This is a genomic window from Solilutibacter pythonis (assembly GCF_003697345.1).
GTDB classification, from domain to species: domain Bacteria; phylum Pseudomonadota; class Gammaproteobacteria; order Xanthomonadales; family Xanthomonadaceae; genus Solilutibacter; species Solilutibacter pythonis.
Genome location: NZ_RFLY01000008.1, coordinates 70,964 through 85,009, shown reverse-complemented (window position 1 = coordinate 85,009; position 14,046 = coordinate 70,964). Strand labels below are relative to the sequence as shown.

The 14,046-nt window shown below is 64.8% G+C and carries 13 protein-coding genes and 1 tRNA gene; 8 read left to right on the top strand and 6 right to left on the bottom strand.

Annotated features, from left to right (window positions below):
- Window positions 1-215 precede the first annotated feature (215 nt).
- Window positions 216-308: transfer RNA gene (locus tag EBB59_RS07150), tRNA-Ser, on the bottom strand.
- A 115-nt stretch (window positions 309-423) separates the two neighbouring features.
- On the opposite strand from EBB59_RS07150, the gene dnaX reads away from it, so the two are divergent.
- From dnaX to EBB59_RS07130, 4 genes are all read left to right on the top strand, one after another.
- A complete protein-coding gene (gene dnaX, locus EBB59_RS07145) occupies window positions 424-2,094 on the top strand; it encodes a DNA polymerase III subunit gamma/tau (protein WP_122101465.1) in 1,671 nt (556 codons plus the stop codon).
- A 27-nt stretch (window positions 2,095-2,121) separates the two neighbouring features.
- A complete protein-coding gene (locus tag EBB59_RS07140; protein ID WP_122101464.1) occupies window positions 2,122-2,448 on the top strand; it encodes a YbaB/EbfC family nucleoid-associated protein in 327 nt (108 codons plus the stop codon).
- A gap of 200 nt (window positions 2,449-2,648) precedes the next feature.
- A complete protein-coding gene (gene recR / locus EBB59_RS07135; RefSeq protein WP_122101463.1) occupies window positions 2,649-3,245 on the top strand; it encodes a recombination mediator RecR in 597 nt (198 codons plus the stop codon).
- 41 nt (window positions 3,246-3,286) lie between these two features.
- Window positions 3,287-3,634, top strand: a complete 348-nt coding sequence (locus EBB59_RS07130; protein ID WP_122101462.1) for a histidine triad nucleotide-binding protein — start codon at window positions 3,287-3,289, stop codon at window positions 3,632-3,634.
- Between the two features lie 47 nt (window positions 3,635-3,681).
- Here the strand turns inward: EBB59_RS07130 and rnd are convergent, their stop codons facing one another.
- Window positions 3,682-4,767, bottom strand: a complete 1,086-nt coding sequence (gene rnd, locus EBB59_RS07125; protein ID WP_122101461.1) for a ribonuclease D — start codon at window positions 4,765-4,767, stop codon at window positions 3,682-3,684.
- Between the two features lie 45 nt (window positions 4,768-4,812).
- Between rnd and EBB59_RS07120 the strand changes: the two genes are divergently transcribed.
- Together EBB59_RS07120 and EBB59_RS07115 are read left to right on the top strand one after the other, a co-directional pair.
- Window positions 4,813-6,669, top strand: a complete 1,857-nt coding sequence (locus EBB59_RS07120; protein ID WP_122101460.1) for a formylglycine-generating enzyme family protein — start codon at window positions 4,813-4,815, stop codon at window positions 6,667-6,669.
- A gap of 96 nt (window positions 6,670-6,765) precedes the next feature.
- Window positions 6,766-7,680, top strand: coding sequence for a M48 family metallopeptidase (locus EBB59_RS07115; protein WP_122101459.1), 915 nt, complete (start codon window positions 6,766-6,768; stop codon window positions 7,678-7,680).
- A gap of 84 nt (window positions 7,681-7,764) precedes the next feature.
- Here the strand turns inward: EBB59_RS07115 and EBB59_RS13800 are convergent, their stop codons facing one another.
- On the bottom strand, window positions 7,765-7,935 hold the full coding sequence (locus EBB59_RS13800) for a hypothetical protein (protein ID WP_158601741.1): 171 nt from the start codon (window positions 7,933-7,935) through the stop codon (window positions 7,765-7,767).
- Between the two features lie 131 nt (window positions 7,936-8,066).
- Window positions 8,067-8,555, bottom strand: a complete 489-nt coding sequence (phaR, locus tag EBB59_RS07110) for a polyhydroxyalkanoate synthesis repressor PhaR (protein ID WP_122101458.1) — start codon at window positions 8,553-8,555, stop codon at window positions 8,067-8,069.
- Between the two features lie 346 nt (window positions 8,556-8,901).
- On the opposite strand from phaR, the gene EBB59_RS07105 reads away from it, so the two are divergent.
- Complete coding sequence (locus EBB59_RS07105; protein ID WP_122101457.1) at window positions 8,902-11,097, top strand: TonB-dependent receptor family protein; 2,196 nt, start codon at window positions 8,902-8,904, stop codon at window positions 11,095-11,097.
- A 222-nt stretch (window positions 11,098-11,319) separates the two neighbouring features.
- Here the strand turns inward: EBB59_RS07105 and phbB are convergent, their stop codons facing one another.
- Both phbB and gluQRS read right to left on the bottom strand, forming a co-directional pair.
- Window positions 11,320-12,060 (bottom strand): acetoacetyl-CoA reductase, encoded by a 741-nt coding sequence (gene phbB / locus EBB59_RS07100; protein ID WP_122101456.1) that lies wholly within the window; start codon window positions 12,058-12,060, stop codon window positions 11,320-11,322.
- 57 nt (window positions 12,061-12,117) lie between these two features.
- Window positions 12,118-13,011, bottom strand: coding sequence for a tRNA glutamyl-Q(34) synthetase GluQRS (gene gluQRS, locus EBB59_RS07095; protein ID WP_122101530.1), 894 nt, complete (start codon window positions 13,009-13,011; stop codon window positions 12,118-12,120).
- Window positions 13,012-13,076: 65 nt separating this feature from the next.
- On the opposite strand from gluQRS, the gene htpX reads away from it, so the two are divergent.
- Window positions 13,077-13,994 carry a protease HtpX gene (gene htpX, locus EBB59_RS07090; protein ID WP_122101455.1) on the top strand — a complete coding sequence of 306 codons (918 nt, stop codon included), beginning with the start codon at window positions 13,077-13,079 and terminating at the stop codon, window positions 13,992-13,994.
- The last annotated feature ends 52 nt before the right edge of the window (window positions 13,995-14,046 follow it).

The window sequence follows — 14,046 nt, the reverse complement described above, 5'->3', positions numbered from 1 at the left end:
CTTCCAGTAAGTAGTCCGGTACTCAGGGCACTGAGTTCAGAGCTTACATGCCCGCTTGAGTAGACCGTCCTTCGATCAAATCCGAATTGCACATAGGAAAAAGCCGCCCTGTGGGCGGCCTTTTCGCCCACATAGCCCAGCACATCGGGCGTAGTAGGTCTTCTAGCAGGGTAGTTCCGGAACCGCCTGGCCGGAGCCACCACCTACTGGATAACTGGCGGAGAGAGGGGGATTCGAACCCCCGAAGCGCGGTTTAGACGCTTACACACTTTCCAGGCGTGCTCCTTCAACCACTCGGACACCTCTCCGGCTTCCCGCCGGCCAAGGGCCAGCGGGCCGGACATTCTAAACGTCCGCCGCGTGCATGGCAAAAGGTTTCTTTGCGTCATCGGGGCTGGCCGCGGGGCGTGGCAGAATGCCCGCATGAGCTATCTCGTCCTCGCCCGCAAGTGGCGTCCGAAGCGGTTCGCCGAGCTGGTGGGCCAGGAACATGTGGTACGCGCGTTGTCGAATGCGTTGGATACCGGTCGTGTCCATCATGCGTTCCTGTTCACCGGCACCCGTGGTGTCGGCAAGACCACCATCGCGCGCATCTTCGCCAAGTCGTTGAATTGCGAGCAGGGGACTTCGGCCGAGCCTTGCGGCGAATGCCGAACCTGCCTGGACATCGATGCCGGCCGTTTCATCGATCTGCTGGAGATCGATGCCGCTTCCAACACCGGCGTGGACGATGTGCGCGAGGTGATTGACAACGCGCAGTACATGCCGAGCCGCGGCCGGGTCAAGGTCTACTTGATCGACGAAGTGCACATGCTGTCGAAGTCGGCCTTCAACGCGCTCTTGAAGACGCTGGAGGAGCCGCCGGGCCACGTCAAGTTCCTGCTTGCCACCACCGATCCGCAGAAGCTGCCGGTGACGGTGCTTTCGCGCTGTCTGCAATTCAACCTGAAGCGGCTCGACCTGCAACAGATCGAAGGCCAGATGCACAAGATCCTCGGCGCCGAGGGGATTGCCTTCGAGGAGGGCGCACTGCGCCAGCTCGCGCGCGCCGCCGATGGCAGTCTGCGCGATGGTCTTTCGCTGCTCGACCAGGCCATCGCCTACGGTGGCGGCGAAGTCGGCGATGCGGCGGTGACGGCGATGCTCGGTACCGTCGATCGCGGCCGTGTCGGCGCGTTGCTGGCGGCGCTGGCCGATGCCGATGGCGAGCGCTTGATGGCGGAAGTTGCCGCGCTGGCCGAGCTGTCGCCCGATTGGGGCCATGTGCTGGAGGCCGTCGCCGAGTCGTTGCACCGTATCCAGGTGCGTCAATTGGTGCCCGTCGCCGTGGCGTATGACGAGGTGGGTATCGATGTCGATGCGCTGGCCGAGGCGCTGCGTCCCGAACTGGTGCAGCTCTGGTACCAGATGGCGTTGAATGGCCGCCGCGATTTGTCGTTGGCGCCAAGTCCGCGCGCCGGCTTCGAGATGAGCTTGCTGCGGATGCTGGCGTTCCGTCCGGCCGGGCAAGGCGGTGAAGCAACGGCACCGCCGTCGCTTCCCAGGTCCGCCGGTTCCGCGCGCGCCGAGGCCCGGCAGGCGGTGGCCGAGGCCGCCGCGCGGCCCGTGCCCGCGCCGGCACCGCGCCACGAACGCGAGGCCGCCGCGCGGGCGCCCGAACCGGCGATGCGGGCGTCGTCGCCGCCCCGCCCCGCTGCCGTGGAAGGCCCGATCGACCGCGAGCGCTGGCTCGACATCCTGGCCCGGGCCGACATGCGCGGCGCGGCGCGCGCGTTCGCCGCGCATGTCGGCTTCGTCGGTTACGGAGACGGTGTGCTGCGGCTTTCGCTTTCGCCCGACGACGAGTTCCTGAAGACGCCTTCCACTCTCAAGCAGTTCCGCGAAGCGCTGGCCGATGCCTTCGGCGCGCCGCCGGATATCCGCTTCGAAGTGGCCACCGATACCGGCGACACCCTGCACCGGCGCCAGCAGCGCGAACGCGATGCCCGCCACGACGCTGCCGAGAACGTTTTTCTGAACGATCCCGACGTACAGCGGTTGATGGCGCAGGGGGCGAAGTTGGTGCCCGATTCCATCCGTCCGCTCGACGACTGACCCACGAACATCCATAGGAGTTTCCCCATGCGAGGCAACATCGCCCAACTCATGCAGCAGGCGCAGAAGATGCAGGAAAACCTGCAACGCGCGCAGGAAGAACTGGCCAATCTGGAAGTCACCGGCAATGCCGGCGGCGGCATGGTCACGGTGACGCTCACCGGCAAGATGGAGTGCCGCAAGGTGCGCATCGATCCCGGCGTGTTCGAGGATGCCGAGATGGCCGAGGATCTGGTCGCCGCCGCTTTCAACGATGCGGTAAACAAGGCCAATGCCGCCAGCCAGGAAAAGATGGGCGCGGCCACGGCCGGCATGCCGATGCCGCCGGGAATGAAATTGCCGGGCCTGTTTTGAACGGGGGAGTGATGGCCCGTCGTGACATCCCGCCAGCACGGGCGTGGGAATTGAAACGCCGGTGTTTGTCCAGAGCCGTTTGGCGTTCCTGGTCGCGCCTTCGCGGTTGAGGATGTGTGTTTTTACGATGGTGTCGCGCCGCCTCGCGTCGTTTGCGTGGATTGCGAGCGCGGCCTCCCCGTGCGCATGATGGAGCTTCGATGAGTCTTTCCTTGCTCGAACAACTGATCGAGGCGTTGCGCGTGTTGCCCGGCGTCGGGCAGAAATCGGCGCAGCGGATGGCCTATCACCTGCTGGAGCGCGAGCGTGGCGGTGGCGAAAAACTGGCCGGGGTGATGGCCGAGGCGATGGCGAGGATCGGCCATTGCGCACGCTGCCGCGATTTCAGCGAGGGCGATCTTTGCCCGACCTGCGCCAATCCCGCGCGCGATGCCGCCGAGTTGTGCGTGGTTGAAACCCCGGCCGATCGCCTCGCCATCGAGCAGGCAACCGGTTATCGCGGCCTGTATTTCGTCCTGCAAGGGCGGCTGAGCCCGCTTGACGGCATCGGCCCGGCCGAGTTGGGGCTCGATGCGCTGGCCGAGCGGCTGGCCGGTGGCGAGGTGCGCGAGCTCATCATCGCCACCAATCCCACCGTCGAGGGTGAGGCCACCGCGCACTACCTGGCGCAATTGGCGCGCCAGGCCAAGGTGCGGCCCAGCCGGCTCGCGCATGGCGTGCCGCTTGGTGGCGAGCTGGAGTACGTCGATCGCGGCACGCTCTCGCATGCTTTCGGCAGCCGCAGCGAGATGGAGTGAGCCAGCGCTTATCATCGGCGCATCCATGTCCGGAGCCGACCATGAGCACCATCTTCCATAAGATCAAGCGTCGCGAGATTCCCGCCGAGATCGTCTACGAGGACGAGCACTTGTTTGCTTTCCGCGACATCGCGCCGCAGGCGCCGGCGCATGTATTGTTCGTGCCCAAGCGCGATTTCGCCACGCTCAACGACGTACCGGCGGACGAGCCGGAAATCGTCGGCCGCCTGGTGGTGGCCGCGACCGCCTACGCCAAGGCGCAGGGTTTCGATCAGAGCGGCTACCGCATCGTCATGAACTGTAATGGCGATGCCGGTCAAACGGTGTTTCAGATTCACCTGCATCTGCTGGCCGGCGCCCCGCTGGGCCGTTTCGGCACGCCGGCCTAAGGTTGCCGCTCGGCACGCCTCCCGGCCAGCGGGCGGCCGGGGCGCGGTCAATGCTTGCCGAGCATGGCCTCGATGCGGGATTGCAGCAGCCCGCGCCGCCAACCGTCGAGCGCTTCCGGCCAGGTCGGCCAGCTTTCGAGCAGGGCTTCCAGCCAGCGCCGCGAGGCCAGCATGCCTTCGGGGATGGTGTGCTCGCCGGCGACTTCCGTCACCGCGTTCTGAAGCTTGCGCAGCGTTTGCTTGTCGATGTCGTTATCACGGCGCACCGGCGGCATCGTGGCTTCGTCGGCCAGCGGGGTGGTCAGCGCGGCCCACAGTTCCTTTGCCAGTTTGCGCGGCGATTTCGGCGTGCGCTCCAGCATATCGCGCAGCGCGTTGAAATCCGCCGGCGGGCGTTCGGCCAGTTGCAGCGCCATGGGTTGGTCGATCACCCAGTTCTTCGGCAGGTCGCGTTCGCGCGCGGTGGCCTCGCGCCAGCGCATCAGCCGCAGCAGGCGGGCCTGTGCCTCGCGGCTGAAATCCTGCGCCGGGCGCACGCCGAGATGGGGCCAGGGATCGATGGCGTCGGCGGCGGCATTGCGTACGGCGCGCGCGCAATCTTCCGTCAGCCATGCGGCATGGCCATTGACGGCCAGCCGTGAGGAGAGATCGTCATGCAGGGCGAACAGGTGACGCACGTCCTCGGCGGCGTAGTGCAATTGCGAATCCGACAGCGGGCGGCGCAGCCAGTCGGAGCGTTGCTCGCCTTTTTCCAGTGCGATGTCGAGCTGCATTTGCACTAGCTTCTGATAGCCGAGCCCGGCGCCCAGCCCGCATAGGGCGGCCGCGGCCTGGGTGTCGAACAACGGCGAGGGCAGGGCGTCGCAATCGTGGCCGAAGGCGACCAGGTCCTCGCTAGGGCTGTGCATGATCTTCAGTATCGATTCGTCGCGCAGCAGACCGGCGATGGCCTCGTTCATCCCGGGTATGCGCGCATCGACCAGCAGGATGTCTTCGCCGATCGCGATCTGTATCAGTGCCAGCACTGGCCACCAGGTGCGCTCGCGGACGAATTCGGTGTCCAGCCCCACGCGCGTGGGCTTGGTGGCGAGGAATTCGCACAGTTTTTCGGGGTGGTCGATCCAGTGGTTCACGCGGTATCCGGGCGATGCGGGGCGGCTAACGATACCCTAAGCGCCATGCCACGCTTCCGCCTCGCCTTGCTGTCCTGGTTGCTCGTGCTTGCCGCCTGCGGCGGGGAGGACGCGACGCCCGCGCCCGAGGCCGGTTCGGCGCAAGCGCGCCTGCGCCGTGGCCTGGTCAGTGTCAGCGAGGACGAACTGCCGGCCTATGCGCTGGACTGGCAGCCGCCACTGGTGGCGATTGCCGACGACACGGCGGCCGAGGCTGCCCGGAAGCGCGCCCGAGAAGCGCTCCGTCGCGGCGATCTGTATGCCGATGCCGATTCGGCGATTCCGATCTGGCTGGCTCTGAAGAAGCGCGACCCGCGGGATGCGGCGGCGGATGAAGGTCTGCAAGCGGCCTTGACGAAGCTGCTGGCGCAGGGGGATGCGGTGCTGGCGGCGCTTGGCCGCCCCGATGCCGGCATTGCCGAGGCGCATCGTATCGCCGCGGTGTTGCGCACGCTCGATGGCGACGCGCCGGAGACGGTGGCCTATCTCGATCGCGTCGATGCCGCCGATCGCCTGCAAGCGCTGGTGGAGCACGGCGAAAACGAATTGCGCGATGGTCGCCTCGGGGAATCCGGGCTGGGCGCATTGACCGCGTTCCGTGAAGTGTTGCGGGCGCGTCCGGGCGATGCGCGCGCCGAAGCCGGCATCGGCCAGGTGGAAGCGGCCATGATCGCCCGCGCCGAATCGGCCCGCGCCGCCGACCGTTACGCTGAAGCCGGCGAGTGGCTGGCGCGCGCGGCCAAGCTGCGGCCGGAATCGCCATGGAGGGTGGACGAAGCGCGCAGGCGACTGCGGTTGATGCGTGAGGCGCGTGTGGCGACGCTCTACGCGGCCACGCTCAAGACTCTCGATGCGCCGGATGAGTTCGGTGCTTTCCGTCAGGCGCAGGCACAGATCGACGAGATGGCCGCGATCGCGGTGGAGAACGACTGGCGTATCGCCCGCCTGCGGGAAAAGATGCTGCTGGCTGCCCACTACGGCCGCCACCGCCCCGGCCAGCGATTCTCCGATCCGTTGAAGGGTGGCGGCCATGGCCCGCCGCTGGCGGTATTGCCGCATGGCCGCTTCCTGATGGGCGCGCCGGAGAGCGAAAAGGATTCGACCAAGGCCGAGTGGCCACGGCACGAGGTGCGGTTTCGGCGCGGCTTCGCCATCGCCCGAAGCGAGACCACGGTGGCGGATTTCCGCCGCTTCATCGATGCCACGGGCTACCGCACCCGTGCCGAGCGGCGCGGCTATTCGGTGGTATACGACGAGCGCAGCGGTAACTTCGTGTTGCGCAACGATGTTACCTGGCGCAGCGATTACCACGGCAGGCCGGCCTCGCCCAATCTGCCGGTGATCCATGTCGACGTGCGCGATGCCGAAGCCTATTCCGAATGGCTTTCAGCCCAGACCGGCCAGCGCTACCGGCTGCCGAGCGAGGCGGAGTTCGAGTACGCCCTGCGTGCCGGCGGGCAGACGCGCTTCCCTTGGGGCGATGGCGCGCCGCCGCGCCAGACCGGCAACCTGACCGGCGCACTCGACCGCTCGCCATCCGGGCGGCGCTGGGGCAACGCCTTCACCGGCTATGGCGACGGCTACTGGGGGCCGGCCCCCGCGGGCAGCTTCCGCGCCAATCGCTTCGGGCTGCATGACCTTGGCGGCAATGTCAGCGAATGGGTGACGGATTGCTGGCATGTCGGCTTCCGTCGCGCCCCGGCCGATGGCGGCGCTTGGCACAACCCCGGCTGTCGCACGCGCGTGGTGCGCGGGGCCTCGTGGTCCAGTGCGCCGGCGCAGACGCGCTCGGCCTGGCGGATGTCGCAAGCGCATGACGTCACCAACGCCCGCACCGGATTCCGGGTGGTGCGGGATATCTGAGCGGCCGGTTTCACGCCGTCGTGGCGTGGGGCGAAGTCCAATTTCCCGGCCGTCAGGCATGCCGTAAGCTGCGGATGACTTCGAGGAACCATCGAGATGCGCCAAGATCCCAACCAGGGCCAGTACCGCCAGCCGCGTCGTCGCGGATTCAACCCCCGCCTTCTGATCCTGATCGCTTTCGCGGCTTACGGGCTTTATTACTACTTCTCCAACCGCACCGTGGATCCCTATACCGGCGAAAAAGTGCTGATCGACAAGAACCTCGATGCTTCGCGGGAAGAAGCCCTGGGCCTGCAAGCCTATCGGGACATCCTGGCCCAGGAGCGGCCGGTCGATTCCAGTTCGCAGATTGCCCGTCAGGTGCGCGAGATCGCGGCGCGGCTGGTCGACAAGGTGGATGAGGTGGAGTCGGCGCTGGCGCGGGAGCGTGGCTTGCAACCCGGCAACTTCGCCAGGGATTTCAAGTGGGAAGTGAATGTCCTCGATTCACCGCAGGCGAATGCCTTCGCATTGCCTGGCGGGAAGATGGCGGTCTACACCGGCTTGGTCCCGGTGGCGAAGAATGCCGACGGCATGGCGGTGGTGATGGGCCACGAGATCGCGCATGCCTTGATGCGCCACGGCGCCCAGCGCATGGCGCGCGGCAAGCTGGAGCAGATCGGCGCGATGGCGGGCGCGGCCAGTGGCATGGACCCGCAGATGCAGCAGATGATCTACCAAGCCTACGGTGTGACCTCGCAACTGCCGTATGCGCGCAGTCACGAATCGCAGGCGGACGAAGTCGGCCTGATGCTGATGGCCGCCGCCTGCTTCAACCCCGATGAAGCCGTCCCGCTGTGGCAGCGGATGTCGGCACAATCGGGCGGCAACAGCCCGCCGGAATTCGCCTCGACCCACCCCAGTGCGGAAAGCCGCATCCAGCACCTGCAATCGCTGCTGCCGAAGGCGCGCCAGTATCGCCAGCAATTCTGTCAGAGCGGTGCGGCCCAGCCGGTCGCCGGCCTGTCCTGAGCGGCACTCCACAGCGGAACGAGAACGGGCCGCAAGGCCCGTTCTCGATACGTATCCATCGGCAGGGTGGCGGGGGCGCTACAGCTAGAGTCCTTTCAACAGCGAACCCAATACCAGCATCACGAAGGCCACGGTCATCATCCAGAACGAATAGGGCGCGGCGGCGGGAAAATAGCCGAGTTTCCCGGCGGTGGCGAGGGCGCCGATCAGCAGCGCGATGAACCAAGTGGCGAAAGCTGGGGGTGTCAGTCTCATGGGCTTCGGGAGCAATGGAGGGCGGAAATCGATGAACGGCCCGCCGTAGCGTGGCGGGTTGGCGCGGATGACAGTGCCGGCACCGCCGGCGCTGAACGGCGCGAGGTCTACCGGCTTTTGAAGCGCCGGTCTCAGCGCTTGCCGGTCGGTTTGGCGTCATCCCTGGGTTCGGGTTTGGCGACGCCGGCCTGGCCGGCCATGAATTTCTGGAACTGGGTCCACGCTTCGAGGTTGCGTTCGGCCATCTGGTTCATCATCGCCCATGGGCTTTGGCCGATCATGCCGCCGAGTTGCTGGCGGAACTGGCTTTGCTGTTCGAGGAACAACTGCATCGAGCGCTCCAGGTAGTTGCCCATGAAGCCCTGCATGGAGTCGCCGTAGAAGCGAATGATCTGGCTCAATAGCTGGGTGGACAGTACCGGTGCGCCGCCCTGTTCCTGCTCGGCGATGATCTGAAGCAGCACCTGGCGGGTGAGATCCTCGCCGGTCTTGGCATCGCGCACCTCGAACTCCTCGCCGTCGAGGATCAGCTGCCGCACTTCCTCCACCGTGATGTAGCTGGAGATCTCGGTGTCGTACAGGCGGCGATTGGGGTACTTCTTGATGATCCGCGTGGCCATGCTGCGTCTATCCCCTGTGGAATTTCCACCAGGATGACGCACCACAACAGGTGGCGCAACTGCCTTGGCGGGCGGCCCTTCGCCATGGCGACTCCTCGATGTCCCCGTGCCAGGGCGATTGGTTGATGTCGGTCAAGCGGTGGCAATGAGATTCATTTATGATTGGCGGCGCTGGCAGCGTACGAGATTGGCTCGGCAAGCGACGCTCGACACGTTGCAGGGGGGCGTGCCGATCGTGCTGAAAAATACCCAGGGGATGCATATCCAGGCAATTTCACACCTTCTCGAACCTTCATGGGTGCGTGAGCCGTTGCCATGTATCTGACGAATAATTTTGGAGATATGAATGAATAGACACAAATACCCCGTAGCTCGCATGGTGCTTGCCTGCGCGGCGCTCGCGGGGAGCGCCCAGGCGCAGCCGCTCGCTGTGGCGCAGGCGCCGGAAAGTCAAATGGATGGGCGCTCGACGCCTGCCCCGGAACGGGAGCGGGCGCCATCCACGCAAAAGAATACGCCTGCTGATTCGGCGACGGCCGACACTCCGCCCACCTTGTTCAGAGTCACCATCGTCGGAAACTGGCTGAACAACCCCTCGAGCACCACGGTGTTTGGCCATCCCGGTACGCGCGATTTGATTATCCGCGATCAGTTTCAGGCACAGGGCGCGACCACCATCCGTGAAGTATTGACGCGTATCCCGGGGTTGAACGCGCCGGAAAACAACGGCACGGGCAGTCATGATATGGCGCTCAATCTGGGTGTGCGCGGGCTGAATCCCCGTCTGGCCGGGCGCTCCACCGTGTTGATTGACGGTATTCCGCTGCCTTTCGCACCTTACGGGCAGCCGCAGCTTTCGTTCAGCGCGGTCTCGCTGGGCAACCTGGATGCGATAGACGTGGTGCGCGGCGGCGCCACCGTGCGTTACGGGCCACAGAATGTCGGCGGCATCATCAATTTCGTGACGCGGCGGATTCCGAAAAACCCCACGGCCACGTTCAACGTACAGACTGCTTTCATGCCCAATTCGGCTCAGACGGGGGGCAAGACCACGGCCAGCACGTTATTGGGCGGTACGCTGGACAATGGTTTGGGAGTGGCGCTGCTTTACAGCGGCGTGCGCGGCGGCGACTGGCGCGCGCGCAGCGGCACGAAGATCGACGACCTGATGCTCAAGATGCGTTTTGACAGCGGCCCGCACGCCTTCAATGCGATGGCGCAGCGTTACGAGGGCAGGGCGGACATGCCCGGCGGCCTGAGTGTGGCCAACTACCAGCGCGACCCGTACCAATCCACCCGGCCTTGGGATAGTTTCTGGGGGCATCGCAATCTGTTGACGGTCGGTTACGATTATGAGCCGGATACCGCGGCCCGGTTCTCGGTCAAGGCCTTCCGTACCGAAACCTTGCGCAGCGGTTATCTGGATCAGGGGGCGTTCTTTTCCCTTTCCCCGCGCAGCTATACCGTGGATGGGATCGAGACCCGCTTCAGCCGGGGGTTCGGCATTGGCGAATCCTTGCACGAGATCGGTGTCGGCCACCGTTATGTGCGCGAGTCCAGCCGGGAATGGCGTTATCGTTTGCCCGCCAGCGGGAACACTTTGCCGACCGAATCCAGCCCGTTGGATCGAAAGACGCACGGCTATACCCGGGCCAATGCTTTCTTCATCGATGACCGCATCACGTATGGCCCTTGGGTCATCGTGCCCGGCGTGCGGGTCGAGCGCATCAGTTCGGGACAGATCAATGCGTTCAGCAGTAAACGCGATGCGGGTAACTACACTGCGATACTGCCGGCGCTGAACGTGACCTATGCGTTGAACGAGCAATGGAATCTGTACGCCAATACCGATACCTCCTTCGGTACCTTGCAATACAGCAAGATGAAGAGCGCGGTCACTAGCGGGGACGTGGCGCCAGAGAAAGGGCGCTCCTGGGAACTTGGCACCCGTTACGATAACGACGGGTTGCTGGTGTCGGCCGGACTGTTCGCCATCACTTTCAGCAACCAGTACGAAAGCAACCAGCAGACCAATAGCGTTTATGCGCGAGGCAAGACGCGCCACCAGGGCCTGGAGGCGAACGTTGCCTATGAGCTGGCCGGTTGGCATCCCGCGCTGAGTGGGTTCAGCGCTTATGCGAACTATGCCTACGTGGATGCCCGCATTCTGGAAGAGGGGCCGAACAAGGGAAACCAGGTGCCTTTTTCGTCCCGGCACAAGTTGGTCATGGGGCTGGATTACCGTCAGGGGCCGTGGAAGCTGGGGGTGGATGGCAGCGCGCAATCGGGGCAGTTTTCCGATAACCGCAACACTTCGATGGAGAGTCCCGCGGGCAACAATGGCCGAATCCCCGGCCATATGGTCTGGGGGCTGCATGGCAGCCATGCATTCGGTTCGAATTACAAGGATCTGACGTTGGGCGTGGGGGTGCGCAACGTGTTTGGAAAACGCTACTTCACCCGCTCGTTCGACGACAATAATCGCGGTATCTATGTCGGGCAGCCACGGACGCTGTATCTCCAGGCTTCGATGAAGTTCTGATACTCGGCATCCCGGTATGTGTGACATGGGCCGGCACGCTTTATCGGGCGTGCCGGCCTTTTCTTTTCATTGCCGGGGCGGGCTTCGTTCCGTCCAGGGTCGCGCGATGATGGCGGGCGAAATCCCTTTTGACCAATTCATCATAGCGGGCGCGCCTTCCGCATGCTGGGCGAGACTGTTTGGGGTACGGGTGCGTCGTCAGGCGCCGGCATCAAGTGGCAATCACCAGCCCATGTGGTGGCCGCCGTTGATGTCGAGGTTGGAGCCGGTGATCCAGCCGGCTTTTTCGTCGGCCAGGAAGCCGACCCCGTAGGCGATTTCCTCCGGCGTACCGAGGCGGCCGGTAGGGATGTCGGCGACGATCTTGGCGCGCACTTCTTCCGGCACGGCCATCACCATGTCGGTGGCGATGTAGCCGGGCGAAATGGTGTTGACGGTGATGCCGTTCTTCGCGTTCTCACGCGCTAGCGAAATGGTGAAGCCGTGCATGCCGGCCTTGGCGGCGGCGTAGTTGGCCTGACCGTATTGTCCCTTGAGGCCGTTGACCGAACTGATCTGGATGACTCGCCCCCATTTGCGTTCGCGCATGCCCTCGATCACCTGCCGGGTGACGTTGAAGCAGGAGTTGAGGTTGGTGTCGATCACCTGCTTCCACTGCTCGGTCTGCATTTTGTGGAAGGTGCCGTCACGGGTGATCCCGGCGTTGTTGACCAGGATGTCGATCGGGCCAAGCGCTTCCTCGACCGCCTTGACCATCGCCGATGCTTCGTCGGTGGAGGTGACGTCGCCCTTGACCAGCAGTACCTCGTATCCCTCGGCCTTCATTTTCTCGGCCCAGGCATGCGCTTTTTCTTCGTTGCGATAGTTGGTGGCGACCTTGTGCCCCATGTCGGCCAACTGTTTGATGATTGCCGTCCCGATGCCGCCGGTACCGCCGGTAACCAATGCCACGCGTGAAGTCATGTCGCTTCCCCCATTGAGGTTGGTGTGATGGTTGACTCGATTCTAGAGCGGCGGTCTTCAAATCATGTTGTGCGGCGCGACAGGTGCGCGCGGGATGCGCGAAACCTCGAAATCGGCCAGTGCAAGGCGCAGGAACCGCTGGGGCGAGGTCGCGCTGGAGACTATTGCGGTGGATTGACCAAGCGCCTGCCAGACGAAGCGCAGGGCGGGCAGCGGGTCGCCGGTATCGACCGGCAGCGCCGCCAGCGATTTGCCGAGCTTGCGTCCGTTGTCGTCCAGCAGCAGTGGAAGGTGGGCGTAGTGGGGCGTTGGCAGCCCGAGTGTGCGTTGCAGGAAGATTTGCCGGGGTGTGGAGTCGAGCAGATCGGCGCCGCGGACCACTTCACTGATGTCCATTGCGGCATCGTCCACCACCACCGCCAGTTGGTAGGCCCAGTAGCCATCGGCGCGCTTCAGCACGAAATCGCCGACTTCGCGGTCTAGCGTCTGCGTCCGCCGGCCGTGGATGCCGTCGGTATGAGCCACATGGCTATCATCCGGCACGCGCAGGCGTATGGCCGGGGTTTGGCGCTTCGTCACCGCCAGGCAACGCCGGTGCGGGCCGCCGCCATCGAGATCGGCGCGGCTGCAATGGCATTCGAAGGCGAGGCCGCGCGTCAGCAGCCTGTCCAACGTGGCCTGGTAGCGTGCGTCACGTTGCGACTGGCGGACGACTTCGCCATCCCACTCCAGCCCGCACCGGCGCAGGGTTTCCAGTTGCGCCTCGACGGCGCCCGGCACCTCGCGGGCGTGGTCGATGTCTTCGATGCGCACCCGCCACTCGCCGTTTTGCGCGCGCGCATGCAGCCAACTGCCAAGCGCGGCCAGCAGCGAACCCAGATGCAGCGGCCCGGTGGGCGAGGGCGCGAAACGGCCGCGGACGCTCGTCGCCTGTCGCTTTCGTTCAGCCATCACATTGAATTCAATGGTCATCGGGCATATTTTCCCGATTGATTCCGCCATTTGTGAAATCCAACATGTTCAAGCGCGTTTTCCTTTTTCTCGCCACCAACCTTGCGGTGCTGCTGCTGCTCGGCATCATCATGAACGTGGTGCTGCCGATGTTCGGCATCCGTCTCGGCAACAATGGCGGCCTGCTGGTATTCGCCATGCTGTTCGGCTTCGGTGGCTCCTTCATCTCGCTTCTGATGTCGAAGTGGATGGCCAAGCGCGCTACCGGGGCGATGGTGATCGCCGAGCCTCGCAACGAAGTCGAGCAGTGGCTGCTTTCCACGGTGCGGCGGCAGGCGCAGGCCGCCGGTATCGGGATGCCGGAAGTCGCCATCTACGAAGCCCCGGAAATCAATGCCTTCGCCACAGGCGCCAACCGCAACAACGCTCTGGTCGCGGTCTCGACCGGCCTGCTGCGGGCGATGGACCGCGACCAGGCCGAGGCGGTGCTGGGCCACGAGATCGCCCACGTCGCCAACGGCGACATGGTGACGATGGCGTTGCTACAGGGCGTGCTCAACACGTTCGTGATCGTACTGGCGAGGGTGGTCGGGCGCGCCATCGATGGCTATCTTTCCGGCGGGCGTAACAGCGATGGCCCGGGCTTGGCCTACTTCGCCATCGTGTTCGTGCTGGACATGATCTTCGGCATCTTTGCCAGCATGATCGCGATGTGGTTTTCGCGTCACCGCGAGTTCCGCGCCGACATTGGCGGGGCGACGTTGGCCGGCCGCGAGAAGATGATTTCCGCGCTGGAACGCCTCAAGCTCAACCACGGCGAGAACACGCTGCCCAAGCAGGTGGCCGCTTTCGGGATCAGCGGCGCCATCGGCCACGGTCTCAAGAAACTGATGCTGAGCCACCCGCCACTGGATGAGCGGATCCAGGCGTTGCGCGATGCGCGTCTCGACCAGAACGCGGTGCGCGAGGGTATCGCCGCCTGAGTCGACCAGACCGCATCCAAAATGAAAACGCCGGGGAAATCCCGGCGTTTTC